This window comes from Brevibacterium sp. LS14 (assembly GCF_012027885.1).
Lineage (GTDB): Bacteria > Actinomycetota > Actinomycetes > Actinomycetales > Brevibacteriaceae > Brevibacterium > Brevibacterium casei.
This window is the reverse complement of the sequence record NZ_SJXG01000044.1, coordinates 19653-40738: the sequence shown is the minus strand read 5'-3', so window position 1 is coordinate 40738 and position 21086 is coordinate 19653. Positions and strand designations below refer to the sequence as shown.

General features: G+C 69.3%; 20 protein-coding genes and 1 pseudogene. 10 read left to right on the top strand and 11 right to left on the bottom strand.

Annotated elements, in window-relative coordinates; translation table 11 throughout:
• The first annotated feature begins 4 nt into the window (after positions 1-4).
• Positions 5-364, top strand: coding sequence for a DUF779 domain-containing protein (locus EZE58_RS06895; RefSeq protein WP_227007106.1), 360 nt, complete (start codon positions 5-7; stop codon positions 362-364).
• Between the two features lie 83 nt (positions 365-447).
• Here the strand turns inward: EZE58_RS06895 and EZE58_RS06890 are convergent, their stop codons facing one another.
• The 6 genes from EZE58_RS06890 to EZE58_RS06865 are packed head-to-tail and all read right to left on the bottom strand — an operon-like array spanning position 448 to position 8583.
• On the bottom strand, positions 448-1830 hold the full coding sequence (locus tag EZE58_RS06890) for an alkylhydroperoxidase domain protein (RefSeq protein WP_063249981.1): 1383 nt from the start codon (positions 1828-1830) through the stop codon (positions 448-450).
• 1 nt (position 1831) lies between these two features.
• Positions 1832-2962, bottom strand: a complete 1131-nt coding sequence (locus tag EZE58_RS06885; RefSeq protein WP_063249903.1) for a putative FMN-dependent luciferase-like monooxygenase — start codon at positions 2960-2962, stop codon at positions 1832-1834.
• An 8-nt stretch (positions 2963-2970) separates the two neighbouring features.
• Positions 2971-4794 (bottom strand): ABC transporter ATP-binding protein, encoded by a 1824-nt coding sequence (locus tag EZE58_RS06880; protein WP_063249901.1) that lies wholly within the window; start codon positions 4792-4794, stop codon positions 2971-2973.
• Complete coding sequence (locus EZE58_RS06875; protein ID WP_063249898.1) at positions 4791-5693, bottom strand: ABC transporter permease; 903 nt, start codon at positions 5691-5693, stop codon at positions 4791-4793. The genes EZE58_RS06880 and EZE58_RS06875 overlap by 4 nt, the downstream gene beginning before the upstream one ends.
• The gene (locus EZE58_RS06870; protein WP_144588380.1) at positions 5690-6877 is read right to left on the bottom strand and encodes an ABC transporter permease; all 1188 of its coding nucleotides are present in this window, start codon (positions 6875-6877) and stop codon (positions 5690-5692) included. The genes EZE58_RS06875 and EZE58_RS06870 overlap by 4 nt, the downstream gene beginning before the upstream one ends.
• Positions 6877-8583: a TIGR04028 family ABC transporter substrate-binding protein gene (locus tag EZE58_RS06865; protein ID WP_063249893.1), complete on the bottom strand. Its 1707-nt coding sequence runs from the start codon at positions 8581-8583 to the stop codon at positions 6877-6879. Before EZE58_RS06865 ends, EZE58_RS06870 begins: the two co-directional genes overlap by 1 nt.
• A gap of 235 nt (positions 8584-8818) precedes the next feature.
• Between EZE58_RS06865 and EZE58_RS06860 the strand changes: the two genes are divergently transcribed.
• From EZE58_RS06860 to EZE58_RS06850, 4 genes and pseudogenes are all read left to right on the top strand, one after another.
• Entirely contained in the window at positions 8819-9469 is a 651-nt protein-coding gene (locus EZE58_RS06860) for a VOC family protein (protein WP_009378047.1), read from the top strand.
• Positions 9457-9531 (top strand): annotated as a pseudogene (locus EZE58_RS17360) (hypothetical protein); the annotation flags it as partial. The gene EZE58_RS06860 and the pseudogene EZE58_RS17360, both read left to right, overlap by 13 nt.
• A 79-nt stretch (positions 9532-9610) precedes the next feature.
• On the top strand, positions 9611-10105 hold the full coding sequence (locus EZE58_RS06855) for a VOC family protein (protein WP_009378048.1): 495 nt from the start codon (positions 9611-9613) through the stop codon (positions 10103-10105).
• 26 nt (positions 10106-10131) lie between these two features.
• Positions 10132-10878: a DUF3152 domain-containing protein gene (locus tag EZE58_RS06850; RefSeq protein WP_009378049.1), complete on the top strand. Its 747-nt coding sequence runs from the start codon at positions 10132-10134 to the stop codon at positions 10876-10878.
• Between the two features lie 39 nt (positions 10879-10917).
• On the opposite strand, the gene EZE58_RS06845 is transcribed toward EZE58_RS06850, so the two are convergent.
• Complete coding sequence (locus EZE58_RS06845; RefSeq protein ID WP_009378050.1) at positions 10918-11544, bottom strand: MerR family transcriptional regulator; 627 nt, start codon at positions 11542-11544, stop codon at positions 10918-10920.
• A 110-nt stretch (positions 11545-11654) separates the two neighbouring features.
• Between EZE58_RS06845 and EZE58_RS06840 the strand changes: the two genes are divergently transcribed.
• Together EZE58_RS06840 and EZE58_RS06835 are read left to right on the top strand one after the other, a co-directional pair.
• Entirely contained in the window at positions 11655-12206 is a 552-nt protein-coding gene (locus EZE58_RS06840; RefSeq protein ID WP_009378051.1) for a DUF4188 domain-containing protein, read from the top strand.
• Between the two features lie 138 nt (positions 12207-12344).
• On the top strand, positions 12345-14891 hold the full coding sequence (locus EZE58_RS06835; protein ID WP_009378052.1) for an ATP-dependent Clp protease ATP-binding subunit: 2547 nt from the start codon (positions 12345-12347) through the stop codon (positions 14889-14891).
• 506 nt (positions 14892-15397) lie between these two features.
• Here EZE58_RS06835 and EZE58_RS06830 read toward each other — a convergent pair.
• The 3 genes from EZE58_RS06830 to EZE58_RS06820 form a co-directional block, all read right to left on the bottom strand.
• Entirely contained in the window at positions 15398-16438 is a 1041-nt protein-coding gene (locus EZE58_RS06830; RefSeq protein ID WP_009378054.1) for a DUF4073 domain-containing protein, read from the bottom strand.
• Between the two features lie 104 nt (positions 16439-16542).
• The gene (locus EZE58_RS06825) at positions 16543-17358 is read right to left on the bottom strand and encodes a YidC/Oxa1 family membrane protein insertase (protein WP_009378056.1); all 816 of its coding nucleotides are present in this window, start codon (positions 17356-17358) and stop codon (positions 16543-16545) included.
• A 384-nt stretch (positions 17359-17742) separates the two neighbouring features.
• Positions 17743-18045, bottom strand: a complete 303-nt coding sequence (locus EZE58_RS06820) for a hypothetical protein (protein WP_009378058.1) — start codon at positions 18043-18045, stop codon at positions 17743-17745.
• Between the two features lie 211 nt (positions 18046-18256).
• Between EZE58_RS06820 and EZE58_RS06815 the strand changes: the two genes are divergently transcribed.
• Together EZE58_RS06815 and EZE58_RS06810 are read left to right on the top strand one after the other, a co-directional pair.
• Positions 18257-18916 (top strand): ATP-dependent Clp protease proteolytic subunit, encoded by a 660-nt coding sequence (locus EZE58_RS06815; protein WP_009378059.1) that lies wholly within the window; start codon positions 18257-18259, stop codon positions 18914-18916.
• Complete coding sequence (locus EZE58_RS06810) at positions 18913-19494, top strand: ATP-dependent Clp protease proteolytic subunit (RefSeq protein ID WP_009378061.1); 582 nt, start codon at positions 18913-18915, stop codon at positions 19492-19494. The genes EZE58_RS06815 and EZE58_RS06810 overlap by 4 nt, the downstream gene beginning before the upstream one ends.
• A 45-nt stretch (positions 19495-19539) precedes the next feature.
• Here EZE58_RS06810 and EZE58_RS06805 read toward each other — a convergent pair whose 3' ends face one another.
• Complete coding sequence (locus EZE58_RS06805) at positions 19540-19911, bottom strand: helix-turn-helix transcriptional regulator (RefSeq protein WP_051995539.1); 372 nt, start codon at positions 19909-19911, stop codon at positions 19540-19542.
• Positions 19912-20057: 146 nt separating this feature from the next.
• Between EZE58_RS06805 and EZE58_RS06800 the strand changes: the two genes are divergently transcribed.
• Entirely contained in the window at positions 20058-21086 is a 1029-nt protein-coding gene (locus tag EZE58_RS06800) for an iron-siderophore ABC transporter substrate-binding protein (protein ID WP_009378066.1), read from the top strand.

Sequence of the window (21086 nt, the reverse complement as noted above, 5' to 3'; positions counted from 1 at the left end):
GGCGATGACGCAGGCCACGGTCGACCTCCTCGGCGACCTCGTCGCCAAGCACGGTCAGCTGATGTTCCATCAGTCGGGCGGCTGCTGCGACGGCTCCTCGCCGATGTGCTTCCCCGAAGGCGACTTCCTCACCTCCGATGCCGACGTCCTCCTCGGCCACTTCGACCTGCCCCTGCCCGAGGCCGACGCTGACGGCGCCACCACCTCGGGGATCGACTTCTGGATGTCGGCCGAGCAGTTCGCGTACTGGAAGCACACCCACCTCACCGTCGACGTCGTCCCCGGCCGCGGCGCGGGCTTCAGCGTCGAATCCCCGACGGGAAACCGCTTCATCATCCGCTCGACGCTCATGGACGTCGGATAACGGGCGATATCGGGTAGGCAAGCGTCGGACGGGAAGGCGTCGGACAGTGTGCCGGACCGCCGCATCCGGCAGTCCCGCCGCGCCTACCTCGTCTTCCCCGATGCGATGAGCTCGGGCTCTCCCAGGGAGAGCATGAGCCGGTTCGCCCAGTTGAAGAACGCCGCCCCACCGAGGACATCGATGATGTCCGCATCGGTCAGTCCCGCATCCCGCAGCGCCGCCACCCGGTCCGGTCCGAAGGCCGGCGGGGTGAGGCTGAGAGCGACCGAGGCGTCGACGACGGCATCCCACACCGGATCGCCGAGGTGGGACGGCTCATCCGTCCCCGTATCCAACATCTGCTGGACGAGGTCCCGTCGGCCGGACTCCTCGCTCGCCCGGTCCGAGTGGATCGACGCGCAGAACAGGCACCCGTTGAGTCGGGAGGCCGCCGTTGCCGCGAGCTCGCGCTCCGCCCGGCCGAGGCCGTCGCTGACGTTGAAGAAGATGTCGAAGTCGGTCAGGGTGCGCGCCCGCAGCGCCGCCGGATCCCGCGCGAGCAGGCGGAAGTACGGGTTCTTCGCCCGCCCGGCCTCGATGAGGGCATCGCGCTGCGCCTCGGTGAGGTCCGCCTCGGCGACGGGCGCGATCCACGGCACCCAGCCGAGCCCGGACTGCTGGAAGACCTCCGGCCGCGCGAGGTCGGGGTACGTCTTCACCCGGGCCCCCACCTCGGCGAGGGCTGACGACCGCGCTCCGGTTCCGGATCCATCGGCACCCGACCCGGATCCCGCCCCCGAGGACCCTGCCCCGGAGGACCCACCGGCACGCCCATCCGCCGAGGTGAGCGGGCGGGAGGGGATCTGCTCCTCGGCCGCGGCGGGGGCGTGGAGGAGGGCGGCGAGCCCGGCGCTCAACCGGATCTGGAAGTTGAGGAACGAGATCAGCTGGGCGAGAGTGACGATTCCGTCCTCGTCCCAGCCGGCGGCGAGCAGCCTGGCGAGGTCCTCGGGCCCGGCATCGCGGGGATGGAGGACGAGGAGGTGGGCGAATTCGATCCCCGCCGAGGTGACCGGCCCGAGCGTGTCCCGTGCCTTCGCACCGACGCTCAGCCAGGGACCGTTGACGTTCTCTGCGACCAACCTCGCGGATCCGTAGTTCCCGTACGGGCCGCGGACGGGGTTCGTCGCGTCGAGGTCGACGACAGTGTCGTCGAGGAGTTCGGCGATCGCCCACGCCGCAGCTTCGTCCTCGTCGCGCAGCAGGTCCCGGTAGAACTCCTCGCCGGCGGTCGAGCCGAGCAGCCCGGCGGTGAACGCGGCGATGACGTAGCGGTCGCGGTAGGAGAAGTCGCCCGGCTCCTCGGGTTCGAGGAGTGCCTCGAAGCTCAGCTGCGCGTTCTCCTTCGCCTGAGGGCGGTGGTCGCGGAGGCGGTCGAGGGGGTCGCCCTCGGTGAGGCCGGCGAGGAGGTTGATGATGTCGGGCATCTCAGCGCGCCGATCCGGCCGCCGCAGCCCCGAGACCGACAGAGCCGCCGCCGGCGCCGGCAGCACCAGCTCGCGCACCCGAGCCACCCTCGACCTTCAGCCCGAGCGCCGGAGCGACCTCGGTGGCGAGCAGTTCGATCGAGCGCAGCGTGTGCTCGTTCGTCGCCGGCACCGAGTGGACCTGGAAGCTCACGTCGCTCACCCGCGGCAGCACCCGGTCGGCGGCGAGGCTCTCGATGACCTGCTCGGGCGTGCCGAGGTGGGTGTCGGTCGCGATGAGCAGCTCGTCGAGGCTGAGACCGGAGGTGTCGTAGCCGACAAGGCGGTTCGCCTCGGCGCGCAGGGCGGGTTCGGTAAGTTCGCGCAGCCGGGGGAGATCCTCGGCGTCGGCGACGACCGCGGTGCGCGAGGCGAGGATGCGCGGCTCGACACCGTCGGGCAGCGCGGACAGGTAGGTGTCGATGACGGGCAGCTGCACCTCGTCGAGGGTCGCGGAGATGTTCTCCGCCGGGCGCGGCTGGGTGCGCGAGAGCATGAGCCCGTCCCCAGCGGTTCCCGCGGCACCGGCCCCGACCGCGGAGAACGTCGCCTGCCACAGGCGATCGGCCAGCCCCGGCGCCTGCGGGTAGAGGCGGTAGCCGTCCGGTTGGACGTCCCCCGCGGCGAGCGCTTCGCCTGCGAACAGGGTCCTCAGCGCCGCAAGATTGTCGGCGAAGACGGTGCGCCGATCGTCGAAGGTCGTCCCGAAGGCGGGGAACGACTTCGGGTTCCCGCCCGAGCCGAGCCCGATCTCGAGGCGACCGCCGGAGAGTGCGTCGACGACGGCGGCGTCCTCGGCCACCCGCACCCCGTTCTCCATCGGCAGGGTGATGATCGCGGTGCCGAGCCGGATCCGCGAGGTCCGTGCCGCCGCGTGGGAGAGGAAGACGAGCGGCGAGGGCAGTCCGCCTTCGGCCGCGGAGAAGTGATGCTGGGCGACCCAAGCCGTGGCGAAGCCGAAACGCTCGGCCGTCTCGATCTGCTCGAGCGCGAACCGGTACCGCTGTTCGGCGGGCGCGTCCTCGAGGAGGCGGGTGAAGAACCCGAGCCGGGGGCCAGTCGTGGGCGTGGGGGTGGTGATCGTGTCGGTCATCGTGGATCTCAGCTCTCTGCCGCGGCGAGGGTGCCGGCGGCGGTGGGGTCGGAGGGGGTGGCGGAGTTAGGGGCGGAGGTGTCGGGGAGGCCGGAGGCACCGTGGGCACTCGGGGTGCCCGGGGTGCGGCTTCCCTGGAGCGCGAGCGGGCGGGGGATCGCGTCGAGGAGGGTGCGCGTGTACGCCGTCTGCGGCCGGGTGAAGAGGTCCTCGGTGCGCCCGGACTCGACGAGGTGGCCCCCGGACATCACCGACACCGTGTCCGCGATCTGCCGAACGACGGCGAGATCGTGGGAGATGAAGACATAGGTGAGTCCGAGTTCGTCCTGGAGCTCGCCGAGGAGGCGAAGGATCTGCGCCTGGACCGTGACGTCGAGCGCGGAGACCGCTTCGTCGAAGACGACGAGTTCGGGTCCGGCGATGAGCGCGCGGGCGATCGCCACCCGCTGCAGCTGCCCGCCCGAGAGCTCGCGCGGTCGCCGCTGCACATACGATCCCGGCAGTGCGACCTTCTCGAGGATCGACGCCACCCGCTGCCCGCGGTCGGCGCGGGTGCCGATGCGGAAGTTCCGCAGCGGCTCGGTGAGGATCGCCCCGATCGACTGCTTCGGATCGAGCGCGGAGTAGGGGTTCTGGTGGACGAGCTGGACCGTGCGCCGCAGTTCGCGCAGCCGCCGGCGCCGCTGTCCTCCCTCGCCGAGGCGGGCCGCATCGATCTCGCCGATCCGCACCGACCCGGCCTGCGGGGTGAGGAATCCGGCGAGTGCCTTGCCCGTCGTCGTCTTCCCCGACCCGGATTCGCCGACGATGCCGTGCGTCGTCCCGCGGGCGACGGTGAGGGCGACGTCCTCGACGCCGATGACCGGTGCGGGCTCGGCGGCAGTGGTTCCGGCGGCAGGGTCGTCGGTGCGCGCGTAGACCTGCGTGAGGCCCTCGACCGAGACGAACCCGGCAGCCGCCTCGGCGCCCTGACCTGCCGCCTCGGCGCTCGCATCTGTCCGCACCTTCGGTTCTCTGACCTGCAGCGCAGGCGCGTCGGCGAGCAGCCTCGAGGTGTAGTCGGTGGCCGGGCGGGAGAAGATCTCCTCGGCCGGCCCCGCTTCGACGACCCTGCCCGACTGCATGACGACGACGTCGTCGGCCCGTTCCCCGGCGACCGCGAGGTCGTGGGTGATGAGGAGGACACCCATGCCGGTCTCCTGGCGCAGTTCGTCGAGGAGGTCGAGGATGCGCTTCTGCACGGTGACGTCGAGCGCCGAGGTCGGTTCGTCGGCGATGAGCAGCCGCGGCCGCAGCGCGATGCCTGCGGCGATGAGCACGCGCTGCCGCATTCCGCCGGAGAGTTCGTGCGGGTACTGGTCGGCCCGCAGTTCGGGACGGTCGATGCCGACGCGCTCGAGGAGGTCGAGGACCTCGGCGCGAGCGGTTCTGGGGTCTGCGCGCCGGTGGATGCGCAGCGCCTCGGCGACGGACCGGCCCACGGTCTGCAGCGGGTTGAGGGAGCTGCCGGGATCCTGGGGGACATACCCGATCTGGGCTCCCCGCACATCGCGCCAGGCACGGGGTGACAGGGAGTCGAGTGCCACCTCGCCGAGGTGGATGCTCCCGGCCGTGACCCGCGCGGATTCGGGGAGGAGACCGAGGACGGCGTTCGCCGTCGTCGACTTGCCCGACCCGGATTCGCCGACGACCGCGGTCACGTGTCCGGGGCGGACGGTAAGGTCGAGCTCATCGACCGCAGGGTCACCGGTCCCGCCGCGGTGGGAGTAGTCGACGGTGAGTCCGCGCACGGACAGCAGAGACGCGGTCGGGGGAGCGAGGAGGTCGGTCATGATGTCGCCTTTCGCAGGGTGTTGCCGATCTGGTGAGTGGCGAGCACGATCGCCATGACGACGAGGCCGGGCAGGACCGTCAGCCACCACGCGGTGGCGACGAAGTTGCGGCCTTCAGCGATGATGAGGCCCCATTCCGGAGTCGGCGGCGGCGTGCCGTAGCCGAGGAATCCGAGCGTGGAGATCTGAAGGATCGCCGACCCGATCTGGAGGACGGCGAGGGTGAGCACCGGCGAGATCGAGTTCGGGAGGATGTGCCGGACGAGCACGGACCAGTAGGTGCCACCGGACCCGTACGCGGCGGCGACGAAGTCGCTCGTATCGATCCGCACGGCCTCGGACCGGGCGAGCCGGGCGAACTGCGCGATTGCGGTGACGCCGACCGCGATCGCCGCGTTGATCGTGCCGAAGCCGAGGACGATGACGATCGAGAGGCTGAGCAGGATCGCGGGGATCGAGAGGAGGACGTCGACGGCGCGCATGAGGACGTCGTCGACCCAGCCGCGGCGGGTGCCCGCGATGAGTCCGATGCTTGTGCCGACGATGAGGCCGACTCCGACCGCGACGAGCGCGGCGAGCAGGGACTGGGAGGCGCCGTAGACGACGCGGGTGAAGACGTCGCGTCCCGTCTGGTCGGTGCCGAACCAGTGCTCGAGGCTCGGGGCGAGCAGTGCCGGCGTCGTCCCGCCGTCGTTGGGGTCGTACTGCGTGAACAGGCCGGGCAGGAGAGCCCAGAGGACCGCGATGAGGAGGACGAGGCCGGAGATGACGGTGGCCGGACCGATGAGCGCACCGGCACTTGAGCGCAGTCGCCCGGAGCCAGGGCGGGTCCGTCGGGAGTTCGGGCGCACGCGTCCGGTGCCCTGCGCTGTGCGCGTGAGGCTGGAGATGAAGCTCATGGGGTCCTCTTTCCGTTCAGGGCTCGGCCCGGCTCGGCCGCGTCCTGGGCAGAGGTGCCGGGTCCGCGGGCGGGAGAGGGCTCACCCCAGTTGAGGGCGACGCCGACGCTGGACGCGCTCGCCGCCAGCGCCTCCTTCGTCGTGGGGTCGGTGGCGGTGACTGCGCTGCGTGCGGTGCTCGAACGAGCGCCGCCTCGACCGCTTCCGCGTCCTGCCCTCGCCGAGGCGGTTCCCGGCTTCCCGCGCAGACGGACGTCGATGACGGGGTAGAGGAGGTCGACGGCGAGGTTGATGACGACGTAGCCGAGCGTGGCGAGAACGACGACGGCGAGCAGGATCGGGTTGTCCCGGTTCGTCACGGCCTGCGCGGTGATCTGGCCGATGCCGTTGCGGCCGAACACGGTCTCGGTGACGACGGCCCCGGCGACGAGCTCGCCGAAGACGAGTCCGACGATCGTCAGGCCCGGCAGCAGGGCGTTGCGGGCGACGGTGTGGATGAGGATCCACCGCTCGGACGCGCCCTTGGCGGCGGTGACCTTGACGAAGCCCGCGGCTTTGACCTCGGTGATCGAGCGGATGAGGACCTGCGCGATCGGGGCCGAGAGCGGGACGGCCACGGTGAGCGTGGGGAGGACGAGCGCCTCGGCGGGGGTGGGGGAGACGACGGAGACGATGCCGAGCTGGAAGGAGAAGACCTGGATGAGGAGGATCCCCAGCCAGAACACGGGGATGGAGATGAAGAGGCTCGGCACGGAGTCGAGGACCCTGCGCACCCACGCCTGCGGGCCGGTCGCCGGACCGTAGGTCGCGAAGACGGCGATGAGAACGGCGAGGACGACCGCGGTGAGGAAGCCGGAGACGGCCAGGGCGATCGTCGACGGCAGGGCCGCGGCGACGATCGTCGAGACCGCGGCCCCCGTCTGGACGGAGAAGCCGAAGTCGCCGGTGAGGAATCCTCCGAGCGTGATGAGATACCGGGCGAGCAGCGGCTCGTCGGCCCCGGTCTCGGCACGGATCGCCGCGACCTGGTCGGCGGAGAGGCCGAGCGCGGGATCGGCGAAGCGTGCCGTGACGCCGTCGCCGGGGATGACCGAGAGGAGGATGAAGGCCGCGGTGAAGGCGAGGAGGAGGACGAGCACGGCTTGGCCGAGTCGGAGGAGGACATAGCGGAGGTCGATCATCATCAGCTCGCAATCCAGGTGCTGTAGAAGTCGGGACGGCCAACGGGTTCGGTGGTGAAGCCGTGGACGCGGCGACGGAACGCGAAGACCTGGGGCTCCTCGAAGAACGGGAGGACATAGGCCTGGTCGACGAGGTAGTCCTGAACCGCCTCGGCGGCGGCCTGGCGCTTCGTCGTCTCCGGTTCGGAGGCGAGCTTCTCGAGGAGGCGGTCGATCTCGGGGTCGACGGTGTCGTCGCGCGTGTCGTCTCGGCCGGGGGCGTTGAGGAAGACGTCGCGGTTGACCGAGGAGTAGTTCGACCGGAGGTTGTCGTAGTCGGCGCGGGCGACCATCGAGTGGTAGATCTGGATGCGATCGAGTTCGAGGGCGTCGAGCGTCTGCTTCGCCTGGTCGCCGGGGTTGATCGACAGGCGCACACCGACGCGGCGCAGCTGCTGCTGGATGAGCGTCTGGACCTCGTTCGACCGCGGTTGGGGCAGGGCCGTGTTCACGGTCAGCGCGAGCACCTGCCCGTCCATGACCCGGTACCCGTTCTCGCCGAGGACCCATCCGGCCTCATCAAGGAGGCGGGCCGCCTCGGCGGGGTCGTAGGTCCACGACCCCGACTGATCCTTGTAGCCCATCGCGCCCTTGGCGAGGAGGCCGGTGGCCAGCGGGTAGTTCGGGGTGAAGAGCTTGTCGACGATCTCCTGCCGGTCGATCGCCGCGATGAGCGCCTGCCGCACGCGGATGTCGGAGAGGAGGTCCGTGCGGAAGCGGAAGTTGATGCTGTTGTTGATCCCGTTCGTCGCCTTCGCATAGAGGCGCAGCCCCTGCTCCTCGACGCGGGTCTCGTCCGGGGCCTGGACGTCGCGGACCCCGTCCGCCTGACCGGAGAGGACGGCGCCGATGCGCACCGAGTACTCGTTGTTGACCAGGTAGTCGATGCCGTCGAGGTAGGGCCTGCCCTGGTGCTTGAGGTGCGGCGGTGCCCAGTCGTAGTCCTCGCGGGCGCGGACGGAGAGCTTTGTGCCGATCGTCTCCGCGGTGATGCGGAAGGGGCCGGCGGTGTGGATCTTCGTCGCCTCGCCGGGTCCGAAGCCCTCGGCGTCGAGGTCGAGGGTGGAATCGGCGAGGAGGCCCGCGTTCATCGTCGACGTCGCCTGCGCGAAGCCCGGGGACGGGGCGCTGAAGTGGAAGCGGACGCGGCGGTCGTCGAGGACTTCGCTGCGCTCGTAGTTCGAGATCTGCTCGGACACGGGCAGGGTCCGGGCTTCGTCGCCGCGGCCGAAGAGGTCGAAGTTCTTCGCGACGTTCGCCGGTGTCAGCGGCGACCCGTCGGAGTAGGTGACGCCGTCGCGCAGGGTGAACGTGTACTGCGTGGCGTCGGCATTGACCTCGGGCAACTCGGTGGCCAGCCACGGATGGAGCTCGAGGGTCGTCGGGTCCTGCCAGAGCAGGCGGGCGGAGATGTTGTTCATGATCCCGCCGTTGGGGTAGAAGCCCACCGACGGCGGGTAGAGCAGCGTCCATGTCTGCGGCTCGAAGTACGTGAGCACCCCACCGGTCACCGGCGCTCCGTCGGTGAGCGGGTCGGTGTCCGTGGGCGTGCACGCGCTCAGCGTGATGAAGGTGCCGAGTCCGAGGCCGACGCCGAGGATGCTGCGGCGGGTCCGCATCGCCCTCGCCGAGGCGGGGGAGCGGGTCTCCGTCGGGGTGGGGACGGTCATGGGGTGAAGTCCTTAGAGCGGGTGGGAACGCGGAGGATCCCGACAGCGGTGGAGCGACGGTGCAGAGTCGAGCCGATTCGGATCGGAGCTGTTTAGCTCAACAATCGATGGGCGGCATCAATTCCGGGGTGGCGCACGTCGATGTCCGACATGTGGCGCGCTGTGGGGTCATCTGCATGGAATGAGTCAACCGCACCGGGATATGTGGCGTCAATTCGTGCCTTAATATTGAGACATGCTGCTGCCGCGCACCTTCGATCACGTCGTCATCGCTGTCCCCGATCTCGCTCGATCTGTTGAGCAATGTGAGTCTGTCCTGGGGGTTCGTCCAGTTGAGGGTGGGTCTCATCCCGGCGCCGGGACCGCCAACGCCCTCCTCGGCCTCGAGGTGGCGGGATCTCCGCTCATCCGCGGCTATCTCGAGATCCTCGGCCCCGACCCCGAGCAGGATCCGGCCCTGGCCGAGACCAGGCTCGCCGGGGTCACCGAACCCATCGTCCAGCGGTGGGCGGTCCACCCGGATGACTTCGACGGCCTCGTCGCGGCTGCTGCGGTCTCGAACGATCCGCCCGTCGACCTCGGCGGGGTCTATGACATGAGCCGGCGGACCCCAGAAGGTGAGGTCCTCGACTGGCGGCTGACGCGGCGGACTCCGCTCGCGCTCGGGGGAGTCCAGCCCTTCCTTATCGATTGGAAGGGCTCACCGCACCCGGCCGAGCAGGACCTGCCGCGGGTCACGCTCGACCAGTTCTGGGCGACGAGCCCCGACCCCGGAGCCGTCCGCGCCGTCCTCGCGACCCTCGATGCGAGGATCGAGGTCGAGGAGGGTGAGGTCGACGCTCTCTATGTGCGGCTCGAGGGGCCGGGTGGACAATGGATCCTGTGATCCCTGCTCATCTTGACCACCTCGTCGTCACCGTTCCCGACCTCGCTGCCGGGGTCGACGACTTCGCGCGGGCGACCGGAGTGAGGCCGGTGCCCGGGGTTCGGGACGGCGAATTTCCTCGTCGGACTCGCCCCGGCCGGATTGCAGGCGGGAGCGCGCACGTACCTCGAGATCCTCGGCCCCGATCCTGGGCAGGAGCGCCCTGCCGACGGGACCCTGCCGCTCGATGCGCATCTGGCGACAGCCCCGACCCTGCAGACATGGGCGATCCACCCGCCGGAGTTCCCGGACAGGGTTGCGGCGGCGAACTCCGCGGGCGTCGACATCGGCGAGGTGAGGGACATGTCGCGTGAGACCGCGGACGGCGAGCTGCTCGAGTGGCGACTGACCTCCCGGGCGCCCCTGCCGGCGGAGGGGACGCAGCCGTTCCTCATCGACTGGGGAGAGTCGGCGCACCCCGCCGAGGCGGGACTGCCGACCGTCGAGCTGCTGTCCCTGCAGATCGTGTCGCCCGATGTGGGAGCCACACGGCAGGCGCTCGAGGTGCTCGGGGCCGGTGACGCCGAGGTGATCCCCGGTGATGAGTACCGCGTGCGGGCGGTGCTGCGCGGGCCGGGCGGTCGGCTCGAGTTCTGAGGGCAACTCCCCGTTAGACTCGCCCTGTGACCCATCCCCGTTCGCGCGCCGTCCGCGCCGCCTCGGCGCTCGCCGTCCTCACGCTCCTCGCCGGTATCGGCGCGTGCGCGCCGGCTGCTGAGCCGACAGAGACGCGGCGGACGCCGCAGGTGGTCGAGACGATCGCCGCCCCCTCGGTGACCGAGCCGGCCGAGCCGACCACGGGTCCGACCACCAGGTCGACGCAGGAGGCGGTGAGCGAGGACGACATCGAGATGGAGGGCAGCGGAGAGTGGAAGCGGCCCGCCGAGGAGGTCGGTCCCAATCGCGACGGCGGCCGGACCTTCCAGGTCGCGCTGCGGGTCGAGGACAACCTGCCGATCGACGTCGACGAGGCGGCCGGCTTCATCATCGACACGCTCCAGGACGAGCGGGGCTGGCAGGACATCGACGATGTCTCGATCGAGCTCGTCGACAAGGGACAGGATGCGATGATCAGCATCGCGAGCCCGAACACCGTCGACGAGATGTGCCTGCCGCTGCGCACCCTCGGCAAGCTCTCGTGCCGCAACGGGCCCAATGTCATCCTCAATGCGAAGCGCTGGGTGAGTGCGACCGAGGAGTTCGACGATCTCACTCAGTACCGGCAGTACCTCATCAACCACGAGGTCGGCCACGCCCTCGGCCACGGACACGAATCGTGCCCGGGCACGGGAAAGACCGCCCCGCTCATGCAGCAGCAGACGAAGGGACTCCAAGGCTGCAAGCCCAATGGCTGGCCGTCTGAAGGTTAGGGGCACAGAGGGTTAAGGGGCACAGGCTCCCCTCAGCCCTCAGCCCTCAGCGCCCGAATCTGCGTCCCTGAACCTCCGGGTCGCGACATCCTGCTGGGCCAGCCGGCGCAGGGCGAGCAGCACGGGTTCGAGGAGCAGAGTGCCGAGCACGGCCTGACGGACGGCCCCGTCGATCTCATCGGTGGGCACGGTCGCCACCTCCGCCTCGGCGAGGTCATGGATCGTACGACCGTATCGAGCGAGCCCGCCGTCGAGGACCTCGACGCCGCCGGCCTCGACGGCGCGCAGCGCGCTCGCAAGCTGGCGGACCTCGACGCTCTCCGGATCCACCGACCATCCGAGTTCGGCGATGAGCGCAAGGGCAGGGCCGTCGTCGGGGGCATCGGCGGGCTCCTGCGCGGTCGCCTCCTGTGCGGCGCCGAGGACGCCGATGAACGTGTCCGGCGGATCGTCGATGACTCCGAGCACGCGCTTCGCCTTCTCGATCGAGAGCCGTGCCGGGCCGAGAAGCGCGCGGATGAGCTCGAGGCGGTTGACGTGCGCCTCGGTGTAGACCGCCTGCGTCGCCGAGGTCCGCTCGCCGGCGGGCAGCAGACCTTCACGCAGGTAGTACTTGATCGTCGCCACCGGCACGTCGCTGCGGCGCGAGAGCTCGGAGATGCGCATGCGGACCTCGTTTCGTTCATCGGAGACGAATGTCGACCGACCCTTGACATTGGAGAGTCAAGGTATCCAATATTGGAGAGTGCAGATATCCATTATGGCAGGGGCGAGCGATGGCGACGACAGCGAACACACCAGAGGCGACTGATCCACCGACCGGCGCAGGCGCGCCGACGAGTTCGCGGCGAGCGGTCCCCGGGCCGGAGAAGCTCACCCACGACTACGACGGCGAGCTCGTCGTCTTCATCATCGGCATGCGGATCCGCCGATGGTGGCGCTTCGACCAGTGGATACCGGTCTTCGCGGCCATGCCGCGGATGCTCGCCGAGCTCTCCGCGGACCCGGACTCGGGAATGCGCGGCTACCGGCTCGTGTTCGATCTCCGTGGACCCTGGCTCGTCCAGTACTGGGATTCGCTCGAGAAGATCTACAGCTACGCCGCCGCCCCCGAATCCGAGCACCGTCCGGCCTGGACGGCGTTCAACAAGCGGGCCCGCTCGGCGCCGAACGCCGTCGGCGTCTGGCACGAGACGTTCCCCGTCGCCGGAGCCGAGTCGATGTACGTCGGCACGCCGCCGTTGGGACTCGCGAAGGCCGTCGGCACCCGTCCGGTCGGTCCGCGCAGCGTCCGCGCCCGTGACCGGCAGGCGCGTCGCGACCGGTGAGGGACCCGCGCCGCAGCGGCCGCGGAGACCTCGCTCACGCTCGGATTCGGGCGGGGAATAACCCCGAAGTGATTCTCGTTGATTGGGTCAAAGGACTTAACTGAGTCACCCTGACTCAACTTTCAAGAGGAGGTCACTTTGGCTAACTTCTTCGGACCTTCCAGCGGCGGCGAGGGCTCGTTCGACGAGTTCCTCGCCCGCTACCTGCAGGGTCAGAACACCCCACGTCAGGGCCGTTCCGTCGACATCAACCGGCTGCTGTCCAAGCGCACCCGGGAGGTCGTCGACGGTGCCGCCGCCCTGTCCCGCGGTCGCGGCCAGGAAGAGGTCGACGCGCTGCACCTGCTGCGCGTCATGGTCGAATCCGAGCACGGCTCGGCGTCGCTGCGTCAGATGGGCGCCGACCCCGAGGCGATCGTGACCGCGATCGACGAACGACTGCCCGAGGCAGCCGAATCACGCACCGGCGACGGTGCGCCCACGCTCACGGGCGCTGCTCAGAAGGCGCTGCTCGACGCCTACCAGGTGGCCCGGGCGTTCGGATCGACCTACATCGACCCCGAGCACGTGTTCTTCGCCTTCGTCCTCAATCAGGAGATGCCCGCCGGGCGGATCCTCGCACAGGCCGGGGTCACCCAGGCCACGCTGCAGGCCGGTGCTCAGGCCGCCGAGGCGAAGCAGAATGCGAACGCCTCCGGTGAGACCAATGGGGAGGAGTCGATGCTCGAGAAGTTCGGCACCGACCTCACCGCGCTCGCCGCTGAGGGTCGGCTCGACCCGGTCATCGGCCGCGGCGACGAGATCGAGGAGACCATCGAGATCCTCGCTCGCCGAACGAAGAACAACCCCGTTCTCATCGGCGAAGCCGGTGTCGGCAAGACCGCGATCGCCGAAGGCCTCGCCCAGGCGATCGAGTCCGGCGAGATTCCCGCGCAGCTGCAGGGCAAGCGCGTCATCGCCCTCGACATGCCCGGCATGCTCGCCGGTACCCGCTACCGCGGTGACTTCGAGGAACGACTGACCAACACGCTCGACGAGATCGCCGCCGACGGCGACACGATCGTCTTCGTCGACGAGCTCCACACGCTCGTCGGCGCCGGCGGCAACGGCGAATCGAACTCGATGGACGCCGGCAACATCCTCAAGCCGCGGCTCGCCCGCGGAGATCTCCACCTCCTCGGCGCGACGACGCTGCGGGAGTTCCGGACCATCGAGAAGGACTCGGCACTCGCCCGCCGGTTCCAGCCGGTCATGGTCGGGGAGCCGAGCATCGAGGACGCCGTGACGATCCTCGACGGCCTCTCCGGTCGCTACGCCGACCACCACGGCGTCACCTACGACGCCGAGGCGATCCGGGCAGCGGTCGAACTCTCGCACCGCTACATCACCGACCGGTACCTGCCGGACAAGGCGATCGACCTCATCGATCAGGCCGGAGCGCGGCTCTCGCTCAAGCGCGGACCCGTCGTCGACACCTCGGCGCTGCGGGCACGCCTCGGCGAGCTCGAAGCGGAGAAGAACTCCGCGATAGCCGCCGAGCACTACGAGCGGGCCGGGGAGATCCGTGACGAGATCTCCGCCCTGACGGATCAGCTCGAAGCCGTCCTCGGCTCAGCGGCCGCCTCGGCGAAAGAGGGCGGCGACCGCGTCGTCGATGCCGAGCAGATCGCTGCCGTCGTGTCCCGGGCGACCGGGATCCCCGCGTCGTCCATGACGCAGGAGACGAAGATCCGCCTCGCCGGGCTCGAGGACATGCTCCACGAGCGCGTCGTCGGTCAGGACGACGCCGTGACCGCGGTGTCGAAGGCCATCCGCCGGTCGCAGACCGGCATGGGCGACCCGCAGCGGCCGATCGGCAGCTTCCTCTTCCTCGGCCCGACGGGCGTGGGCAAGACGGAGCTGGCGAAGGCCCTCGCTGCGACCCTGTTCGATGACGAGGCGGCGATGATCCGCTTCGACATGAGCGAGTTCGGGGAACGGCACACCGTGTCGCGTCTCGTCGGTGCTCCTCCCGGCTACGTCGGCTACGACGAGGCCGGACAGCTCACCGAGCAGGTGCGCAGGCGCCCGTATTCGGTCATCCTCCTCGACGAGGTCGAGAAGGCGCACCCGGATGCGTTCAACCTGCTCCTCCAGGTCCTCGACGACGGTCGGCTCACCGACGGTCAGGGTCGGACGGTCGACTTCCGCAACACCGTCATCATCATGACCTCGAACCTCGGGTCCGAGTTCATCGGCCAGAGCACCCCGCTGGGCTTCACCTCGGCGGATGCGACGGTCACGGACAAGGACCTGCGGGCGAAGGTCAAGGGCCGGCTCAAGGAGGTCATGCGTCCCGAGTTCCTCAACCGGATCGACGAGACCGTGATGTTCTCCCGGCTCGACCGCACGCAGCTGCGGGAGATCGTCCGCCTCCAGCTCGAACTCGCGATCGAGCGGCTCTCCCGTCAGGGGATCGCCCTCGAGATCACCGAGGAGGCCGTGGACTTCCTCGCCGAGGCGGGCTACGAGCCCGAGTTCGGCGCCCGTCCGCTGCGCCGGGTGATCCAGCGCGAGCTCGACGACCGGATCGCCGACATCCTCGTGACCGAGGCCGTCGCCGAGGGCGGCACCGTCGAGGTCTCCGTCTCCGACGGTGAGCTCGTCGTCGCCCCGCGAGAGGAGCGCGCGCCGCTCGCTGCGTGAGGCAGGGGGCGTGAGGCCGAGCGCGCGGTCAGGCGTGTGAGGCTGGCTGCGCGAGGCCAGGCGTTTGAGGTCGGCCGCGTGAGGCCAGGCGTGTGAGGCTGGCTGCGCGAGGCCAAGCGTGTGAGGTCGGCCGCGTGAGGTTGGCTGCGCGAGGTCAGGCGTGTGAGGTCGGCCATGCGAGCGCCTGACCAGCGACGTTCCTCGAGCATCGTGTGTGACTGCACGGCCAGTGCCCGGGTGGGAAGCGTATTCCCACCCGGGCACTGTGCTGTCTGGGCGCCGAGAGCTGTCTGGGCACCGAGTGCTGTCTCGGCGGAGCGCACTCTGGGAGCGATCGCGGCGAGTACGTCACCGACGCGGTGAACCGACACGAACGCGGTGAACCGACACGACGCAGATTACCGACGCGGTGGTCCGACATATACGCGGTCTGCTAACCGCGTATATGTCGGACCACCGCGTCGGTGTTGTGCGCCCGCACCCCGCCGAGCCCGCACCCCGCCGACTCAGGCGAGCGGAACCGTGATCTCCTTCATCCAGGCCTTGCGCTTGAAGTCACGCGCGCGGACCGTCACGGAGTCGTCCGAGACCTCGACCTGGAGTCCTTGGTTGAACCCGCCGGGCACGCTCTTCTCGCCGCCGGTCCCGTTGTCGGTGTAGCCGGTCTCGATCGCGCCGGTGTTGAAGACGTTGAAGCCGGAGAGGTTGCCCGAGGAGGGCACGACGCGTCGCGTGTACCAGTCGGAGAGCTCGAGGTCCCAGTGCGTGTGTCCGGAGAAGAGGAAGACGTTCTTGTACGGCCCAAGTAGGTCGAGGAGACGATCGGACTGCAGGTAGTTCGAGAGGTAGAGCTTGTTCCTCGTCCCGGAGACCGTGTTCGGCAGCGGGTGGTGGGTGATGATCATGATCGGCTTGTTCCGCCGGTTCCAGTAGTCGAGGCGATCCTCGAGCCACGAGAACTGCTTGTCGCTCATCCAGACCTCGTCCCAGAGCTTCTCGTCGTGGTACCGCATGTAGCGCTCGGTGCCGATCGCGAGCACAGGGATGCCGCAGAAGCTGAACTCCTCGTAGATCGAGTTGCGGCCGGCGAAGTTGTAGAACGACTTGAACAGCGAGTCCTCGACGACGTCGTTGGGCCACGTGTCCTGGGACAGCGTGTTCGGGTCCTTGTACTTGGGAACGTAGAACTCGTGGTTGCCGATCGCCCACGCCACCGTGCCGGGGGACGTGTGCTTGTCCATGCGCTTGCGCACGTTCGCGTACTCGAAGTCGTATCCGCGAGGGGTGATGTCGCCGGCGATCGCGAGGCCGGAGCTGCCCGGGTTGATCTTGGCCATGTCGTCGAGTGCGACGCCGAAGTCCCCGAGGTCGCCCTGGATGTCGGAGATGACGTTGAAGGTCGTCACCTGGCCCTTGTCGCGGCCCCGGCCGCGGCCCCTTCCCTTGTCGTTGCCTCCCGGTTTCGCCGAGGCGGGTGCTGCCAAGCCGAGCGATGCGCCGAGGGCGCCGACGCCGGCGGTGGTGATGAGTGTGCGTCTGTTGACCATGGCGTCACGATAGGGGCGCCACACAGAGGCGAAGTGTCCGCTCGGTTGACCGGACCTGAACCGGGGAGTTCAATTCGAGTTCATGTCCGTCACCTCAGGACCAACTACAGTTCACGTGGCGCGCCGGTGTGATCGACCCCGAGGGCGCGGTTGATGACCAATCGTTCGCCGAGCGTCCACGCCGTCGTCGTCAGGAGGTAGAGGGTCGCGGCGAGCGGCACGAAGGCGGCGATGACCGCGGTGATGAACGGCATGAAGCTGAGCATCCTCGTCATCTGCGTGAGATCGGGCATCGTTCCCTGACCGGGTCCTGAGCCCGCCGAGGCGGCCCTCCCTGAGGCTGTCGCCGCCGTCTCGGGGATGGGTGGGGTGAGCAGGTGCCGGGAGAGGCCGGCGATGACGGCGATGAGGATGATGAGGACCGCGAACAGCGTTCCCGAGACCCACGTCAGCGACCCCGAGCCGATGAGCCCGACGAGGCTTGAGCTCAGCGGGATCCCGAAGAGCGTGTGGCCGAGCAGCTCGTTGGCCTGTCCGCCGATCGTCGCCTGGACGAAGAGGCCGTAGACGGCCATGAGGACGGGCGTCTGTGCGAGCACCGGCAGGCACCCGGCGAACGGGGAGGCGTTCTCCTCCCGGTAGAGCGCCATGAGCTTCTCCTGGAGCACCTGCTGGTTGTTCCGGTGCTTGGTCTGGAGCTCGGCGATCTTCGGGGCCAGACGCCGGCGGGTGATGCCGGCCCTGACCTGGGAGAGCCCGACGGGGATGAGGAGGCAGCGGACGGCGATCGTGAGCACGATGATCGCCAGTGCGGCACCGTTTGCGCCGGCGAGCGGTGCGAGCAGGTCGCTCAGGGTGGTGACGAGCCAATAGGCACCGCCGAGGAGGAGGCGGATGGGCAGGAAGTCGTAGATGTTCATGGTGAGGTCCTTCGCGAGGTGGTGGGGTGGAGGAAATCACCTGAACGACGGGGCAGTGGCCTCGAGGGAGGCGAGCCCCGACCCGGCTGCGGTCGTGGACCGGAGATCCTCGAGAGAGTTCTGCAGGGCGGGACGGGTGCGTCCGCGGAGCCGGCCCAGGCAGAGAAGCGTTGCCGGAGGCAGAGACGCGGTCGGCCAGCAGTCGGTCAGCGACGGAGCGACATGTCCGCACGGGCCGAGCCGAGAGAGCCAGTCAGCCCGTTCGCCGGTCTCGCCGCTGCTGATCGCACACGAGCGAGCGGCTCCGATGCGAAGTCAGCGACCGGCGGCGCGATCAGCGGCCGGCGGCATGTCTGCGTGAGCACTCTCCGGCAGGGTCGTCGTTCAGGCGTGAGCGCGAAGGACGAACGAGGGGGCTCTGGCCAAAGACGTGCCGGGAGTGCCCGGGGCCTCCGGGAGGAGGACGTCACGGACGAGGCCGGGTTCGCGGCGTCGCCACGGACCGTGCGGGGCCAGGGAGAGGACCCGGACGAGGGCGCTGCTCACCCAGGCTCCGGCGGGGGAGAGGAGAGCGGCGCCGAGGAGGACGAGGACGAGAAGATGCGCCGGGGACTGCGGAAGGACCGCGTCGAGATCGGCGCTGAGCACGACGACGATGAGCTGGATCGCCATCCACAGACTCAGCATCGCACCCGCCTCTCACTCATCGTTGGGCTTCGATGCTATCACCGGGACCTGACGGAACCGCTCAGCTCAGACTCCGCCATCGTCGCCTCACGCGCCCTCCGCAGTCTCCAGCGCTGTCCCCTCACGACAGCGCCGTCTGCTCACAGCAGTTCCCCGCCGCTCACGGCAGAAACGCATTCCGCCAGGGTCCGCCCGGTGCCACGGTGGGCACATGTCCACACACACTGCTCCGCCGGCCTGGACCGATGACGAGAGCCCCACCGCGACCACCGTCCCCGAATCCCACCGGATGCTCTACGCGTACCGCTCCGTCGTCTTCAACGGCGAACTCCGCGACGACAACGGCATGGAGATCGTCTCCCGCCTCACCCTGCTCTCCGCCGAGGACCCCGACGCCGACATCTTCCTCTGGATCAACTCCCCGGGCGGTTCGGTGCCGATGATGCACGCGATCGCCGACGTCATCGCGACCCTGCCCAACGATGTCGTCACGGTCGCGTTCGGGTGGGCCGCCTCGGCGGGGCAGTTCGTCCTCACCCTCGGCACCCCCGGGAAACGGCTCGCCCTGCCCCACGCCCGCATCCTCCTCCACCAGGGATCGTCGGGGATCGGGGGTGCGGCCGCCGACATCGAGCTCCAGGGCAGCGACCTCCGCGCGGTCCGCGACTCCGTCCTCTCAAGGATCGCCGAGGCGACGGGGCAGGACTTCGACCGGATCTTCGCCGATTCGCTGCGTGACCGGTGGTTCTCCGCCGAGGCGGCCCTCCGATACGGACTCATCGACCGGATCGTCGACTCCCCGGCCGACCTGTTCGCCCCGATGGGACCCGGGCGACCGCTCGGGCTGAGCCAGGCAGGGGTCCGGTCATGAGCCAGTACACGATTCCCCACGTCATCGACCGATCGGGCGGGAGTGAGAAGATCGTCGACGTCTACTCGCACCTGCTCGGCAATCGGATCATCTACCTCGGCGTCCCGATCGACGACGGGGTCGCGAACACGGTCATCGCCCAGCTCCTCCACCTCGATTCCTCGAGCCACGAGCTGCCGATCCATATGTACATCAACTCCCCGGGCGGCTCGCTCACCGCAATGACCGCCGTCTACGATGCGATGCGCCACGTCGGATCGCCTGTGGCCACGACGTGCGTGGGGCAGGCCGTCGCGGATGCCGCGGTGCTGCTCGCCGGGGGAGCGGCCAGGCAGCGGTCGATGCTCGCCCATGCGCGGGTCGTGCTGCGCCAACCCCACGCCGAGGGGGCGCGGGGGACGATTCCCGACCTCATCGTCGCCGCCGACGAGATCGTCAGGCAGCGCCGTGAGGTCGAAGCGATGCTCGCTGCTGACACCGGGCGCAGCCCTGAGCAGATCCACGCCGACCTCGACCGGGATCTCGTCCTCGACGCCGAGGCGGCGAAGGCGTTCGGCCTCGTCGATCAGATCGTCTGACGACGGCGCTCGCCCGGACCGCTCGACGACGGGCGTGCGCGACGCTCAGGCGGCGAGGGCGAGCATCGCCTGGCCGGTCGGGCTGAAGTCCGCCGTCCGCGCGGGGCCGCGGAGGTGTGGGCCCGGCGCCGACGCGAGGGCGCCCAGGTTCGCGAGGTGCAGAGACCCTTGTTCGGCGTCGGCGGCGGCGAGGACGAGGACCTGGGGCAGGGCGAGACCGAGGACGTCGGCGATCGCCTCGATGACCTCCGACGACGGGTCCTTGAGGCCGCGTTCGATCTCCGAGAGGTATTGGGTCGAGACTCCGGAGAGGCGGGACACCTCGGCGAGGGTGAGGCCGAGTTCGGTCCGACGCACACGGACGACGCGGCCCAGGGCCTGACGCCACAGCCGCGGTGGGGGCGGGGATGCTCTCATGCTGTGAGCCTAGAGCGGGCGGGCACGGGGAGCGAGCCTTTCCGCTGTGAGCAGAGGCGAGATTTCAAAACTTCTGAAAAGTTAAGTTAGGCTGTCCTTGTCAAAGTTCCGGCCGGGTTCCGGCCACCCCCGACGAAAGGGCAGGGATGTCGCTCAACTTCGTGCGTCGCACCATCGCCGCAGGCACGATCATCGCGCTCGCACTCACCGCGAGCGCCTGCAGCCCGGATACGCCGGCCGAGGAGTCCTCGGGCTCCGGCGACTTCACCCCGGTGACGATCGAGCACGCCCTCGGCGAGGCGGTCATTCAATCGGAGCCCGAACGCGTCGTCACCCTCGGCCAGGGGTCGACGGAGACGGCGATCGCCCTGGGCAAGACCCCCGTCGGGATGGAGGAGTACGCATGGGGCAGTGACGACACGGGCTACATGCCGTGGATCTACGAGGCGGTCCAGGAACGTGGCGACGAGCTGCCCGAGCAGTTCCAGGGCGATACCGAACTCGACGTCGAGAAGATCGCCGAACTCGCTCCCGACGTCATCCTCGCGCCGTGGTCGGGCATCACCCCCGAGCAGTACAAACAGCTCGATCAGATCGCTCCGACCGTCGCCTACCCTGAGCAGCCGTGGACGATCAAGTGGGACGAGCAGATCACGACGATCGGCAAGGCGCTCGGTCAGGAGGACGAGTCGAAGAAGCTCGTCGATGACGTGAAGAAGCAGCTCGACGACGCCAAGCGCGAGGAGTACAAGGACCTCACCTTCTCCTTCATCTACAACTCCGGACCCGGTACGCTCGGCGTCTTCTACCCGCAGGAGCAGCGCGTCGCGATGGTCTCCGCGCTCGGCCTCACGCCCGACCCGGTCATCGAGGATCTGCGCAAGGAGTACGACGCCCCGGGCACTGACTCTGCGCTCATCGGCCTCGAGAACGCCGACAAGCTGAACGACTCGGACCTCATCTTCACCTTCTACTCCGATGAGAAGAACCGGAAGGAGATCGAGTCGCAGGGCGTCTACGCGAACATTCCGGCGATCAAGGCCGGCGCCGTCGTCGCACCCGAGGACCAGCCGTTCGTCACCGGGTCCTCGATCATCAATCCGCTCACTGTGCCCTGGGCGCTGGAGCGTTACGTCCCGATGATCGACGAGGCCGTGAAGAAGCTCGACAGGTAA

Coding starts and splice junctions, on each gene's coding strand:
- EZE58_RS06895 (WP_227007106.1), top strand. CDS start 5: ATGACGCAGGCCACGGTCGACCTCCTCGGCGACCTCGTCGCCAAGCAC.
- EZE58_RS06890 (WP_063249981.1), bottom strand. CDS start 1,830: ATGCCCGACATCATCAACCTCCTCGCCGGCCTCACCGAGGGCGACCCC.
- EZE58_RS06885 (WP_063249903.1), bottom strand. CDS start 2,962: ATGACCGACACGATCACCACCCCCACGCCCACGACTGGCCCCCGGCTC.
- EZE58_RS06880 (WP_063249901.1), bottom strand. CDS start 4,794: ATGACCGACCTCCTCGCTCCCCCGACCGCGTCTCTGCTGTCCGTGCGC.
- EZE58_RS06875 (WP_063249898.1), bottom strand. CDS start 5,693: ATGAGCTTCATCTCCAGCCTCACGCGCACAGCGCAGGGCACCGGACGC.
- EZE58_RS06870 (WP_144588380.1), bottom strand. CDS start 6,877: ATGATGATCGACCTCCGCTATGTCCTCCTCCGACTCGGCCAAGCCGTG.
- EZE58_RS06865 (WP_063249893.1), bottom strand. CDS start 8,583: ATGACCGTCCCCACCCCGACGGAGACCCGCTCCCCCGCCTCGGCGAGG.
- EZE58_RS06860 (WP_009378047.1), top strand. CDS start 8,819: ATGCTGCTGCCGCGCACCTTCGATCACGTCGTCATCGCTGTCCCCGAT.
- EZE58_RS06845 (WP_009378050.1), bottom strand. CDS start 11,544: ATGCGCATCTCCGAGCTCTCGCGCCGCAGCGACGTGCCGGTGGCGACG.
- EZE58_RS06840 (WP_009378051.1), top strand. CDS start 11,655: ATGGCGACGACAGCGAACACACCAGAGGCGACTGATCCACCGACCGGC.
- EZE58_RS06830 (WP_009378054.1), bottom strand. CDS start 16,438: ATGGTCAACAGACGCACACTCATCACCACCGCCGGCGTCGGCGCCCTC.
- EZE58_RS06825 (WP_009378056.1), bottom strand. CDS start 17,358: ATGAACATCTACGACTTCCTGCCCATCCGCCTCCTCCTCGGCGGTGCC.
- EZE58_RS06820 (WP_009378058.1), bottom strand. CDS start 18,045: ATGCTGAGTCTGTGGATGGCGATCCAGCTCATCGTCGTCGTGCTCAGC.
- EZE58_RS06815 (WP_009378059.1), top strand. CDS start 18,257: ATGTCCACACACACTGCTCCGCCGGCCTGGACCGATGACGAGAGCCCC.
- EZE58_RS06810 (WP_009378061.1), top strand. CDS start 18,913: ATGAGCCAGTACACGATTCCCCACGTCATCGACCGATCGGGCGGGAGT.
- EZE58_RS06805 (WP_051995539.1), bottom strand. CDS start 19,911: ATGAGAGCATCCCCGCCCCCACCGCGGCTGTGGCGTCAGGCCCTGGGC.
- EZE58_RS06800 (WP_009378066.1), top strand. CDS start 20,058: ATGTCGCTCAACTTCGTGCGTCGCACCATCGCCGCAGGCACGATCATC.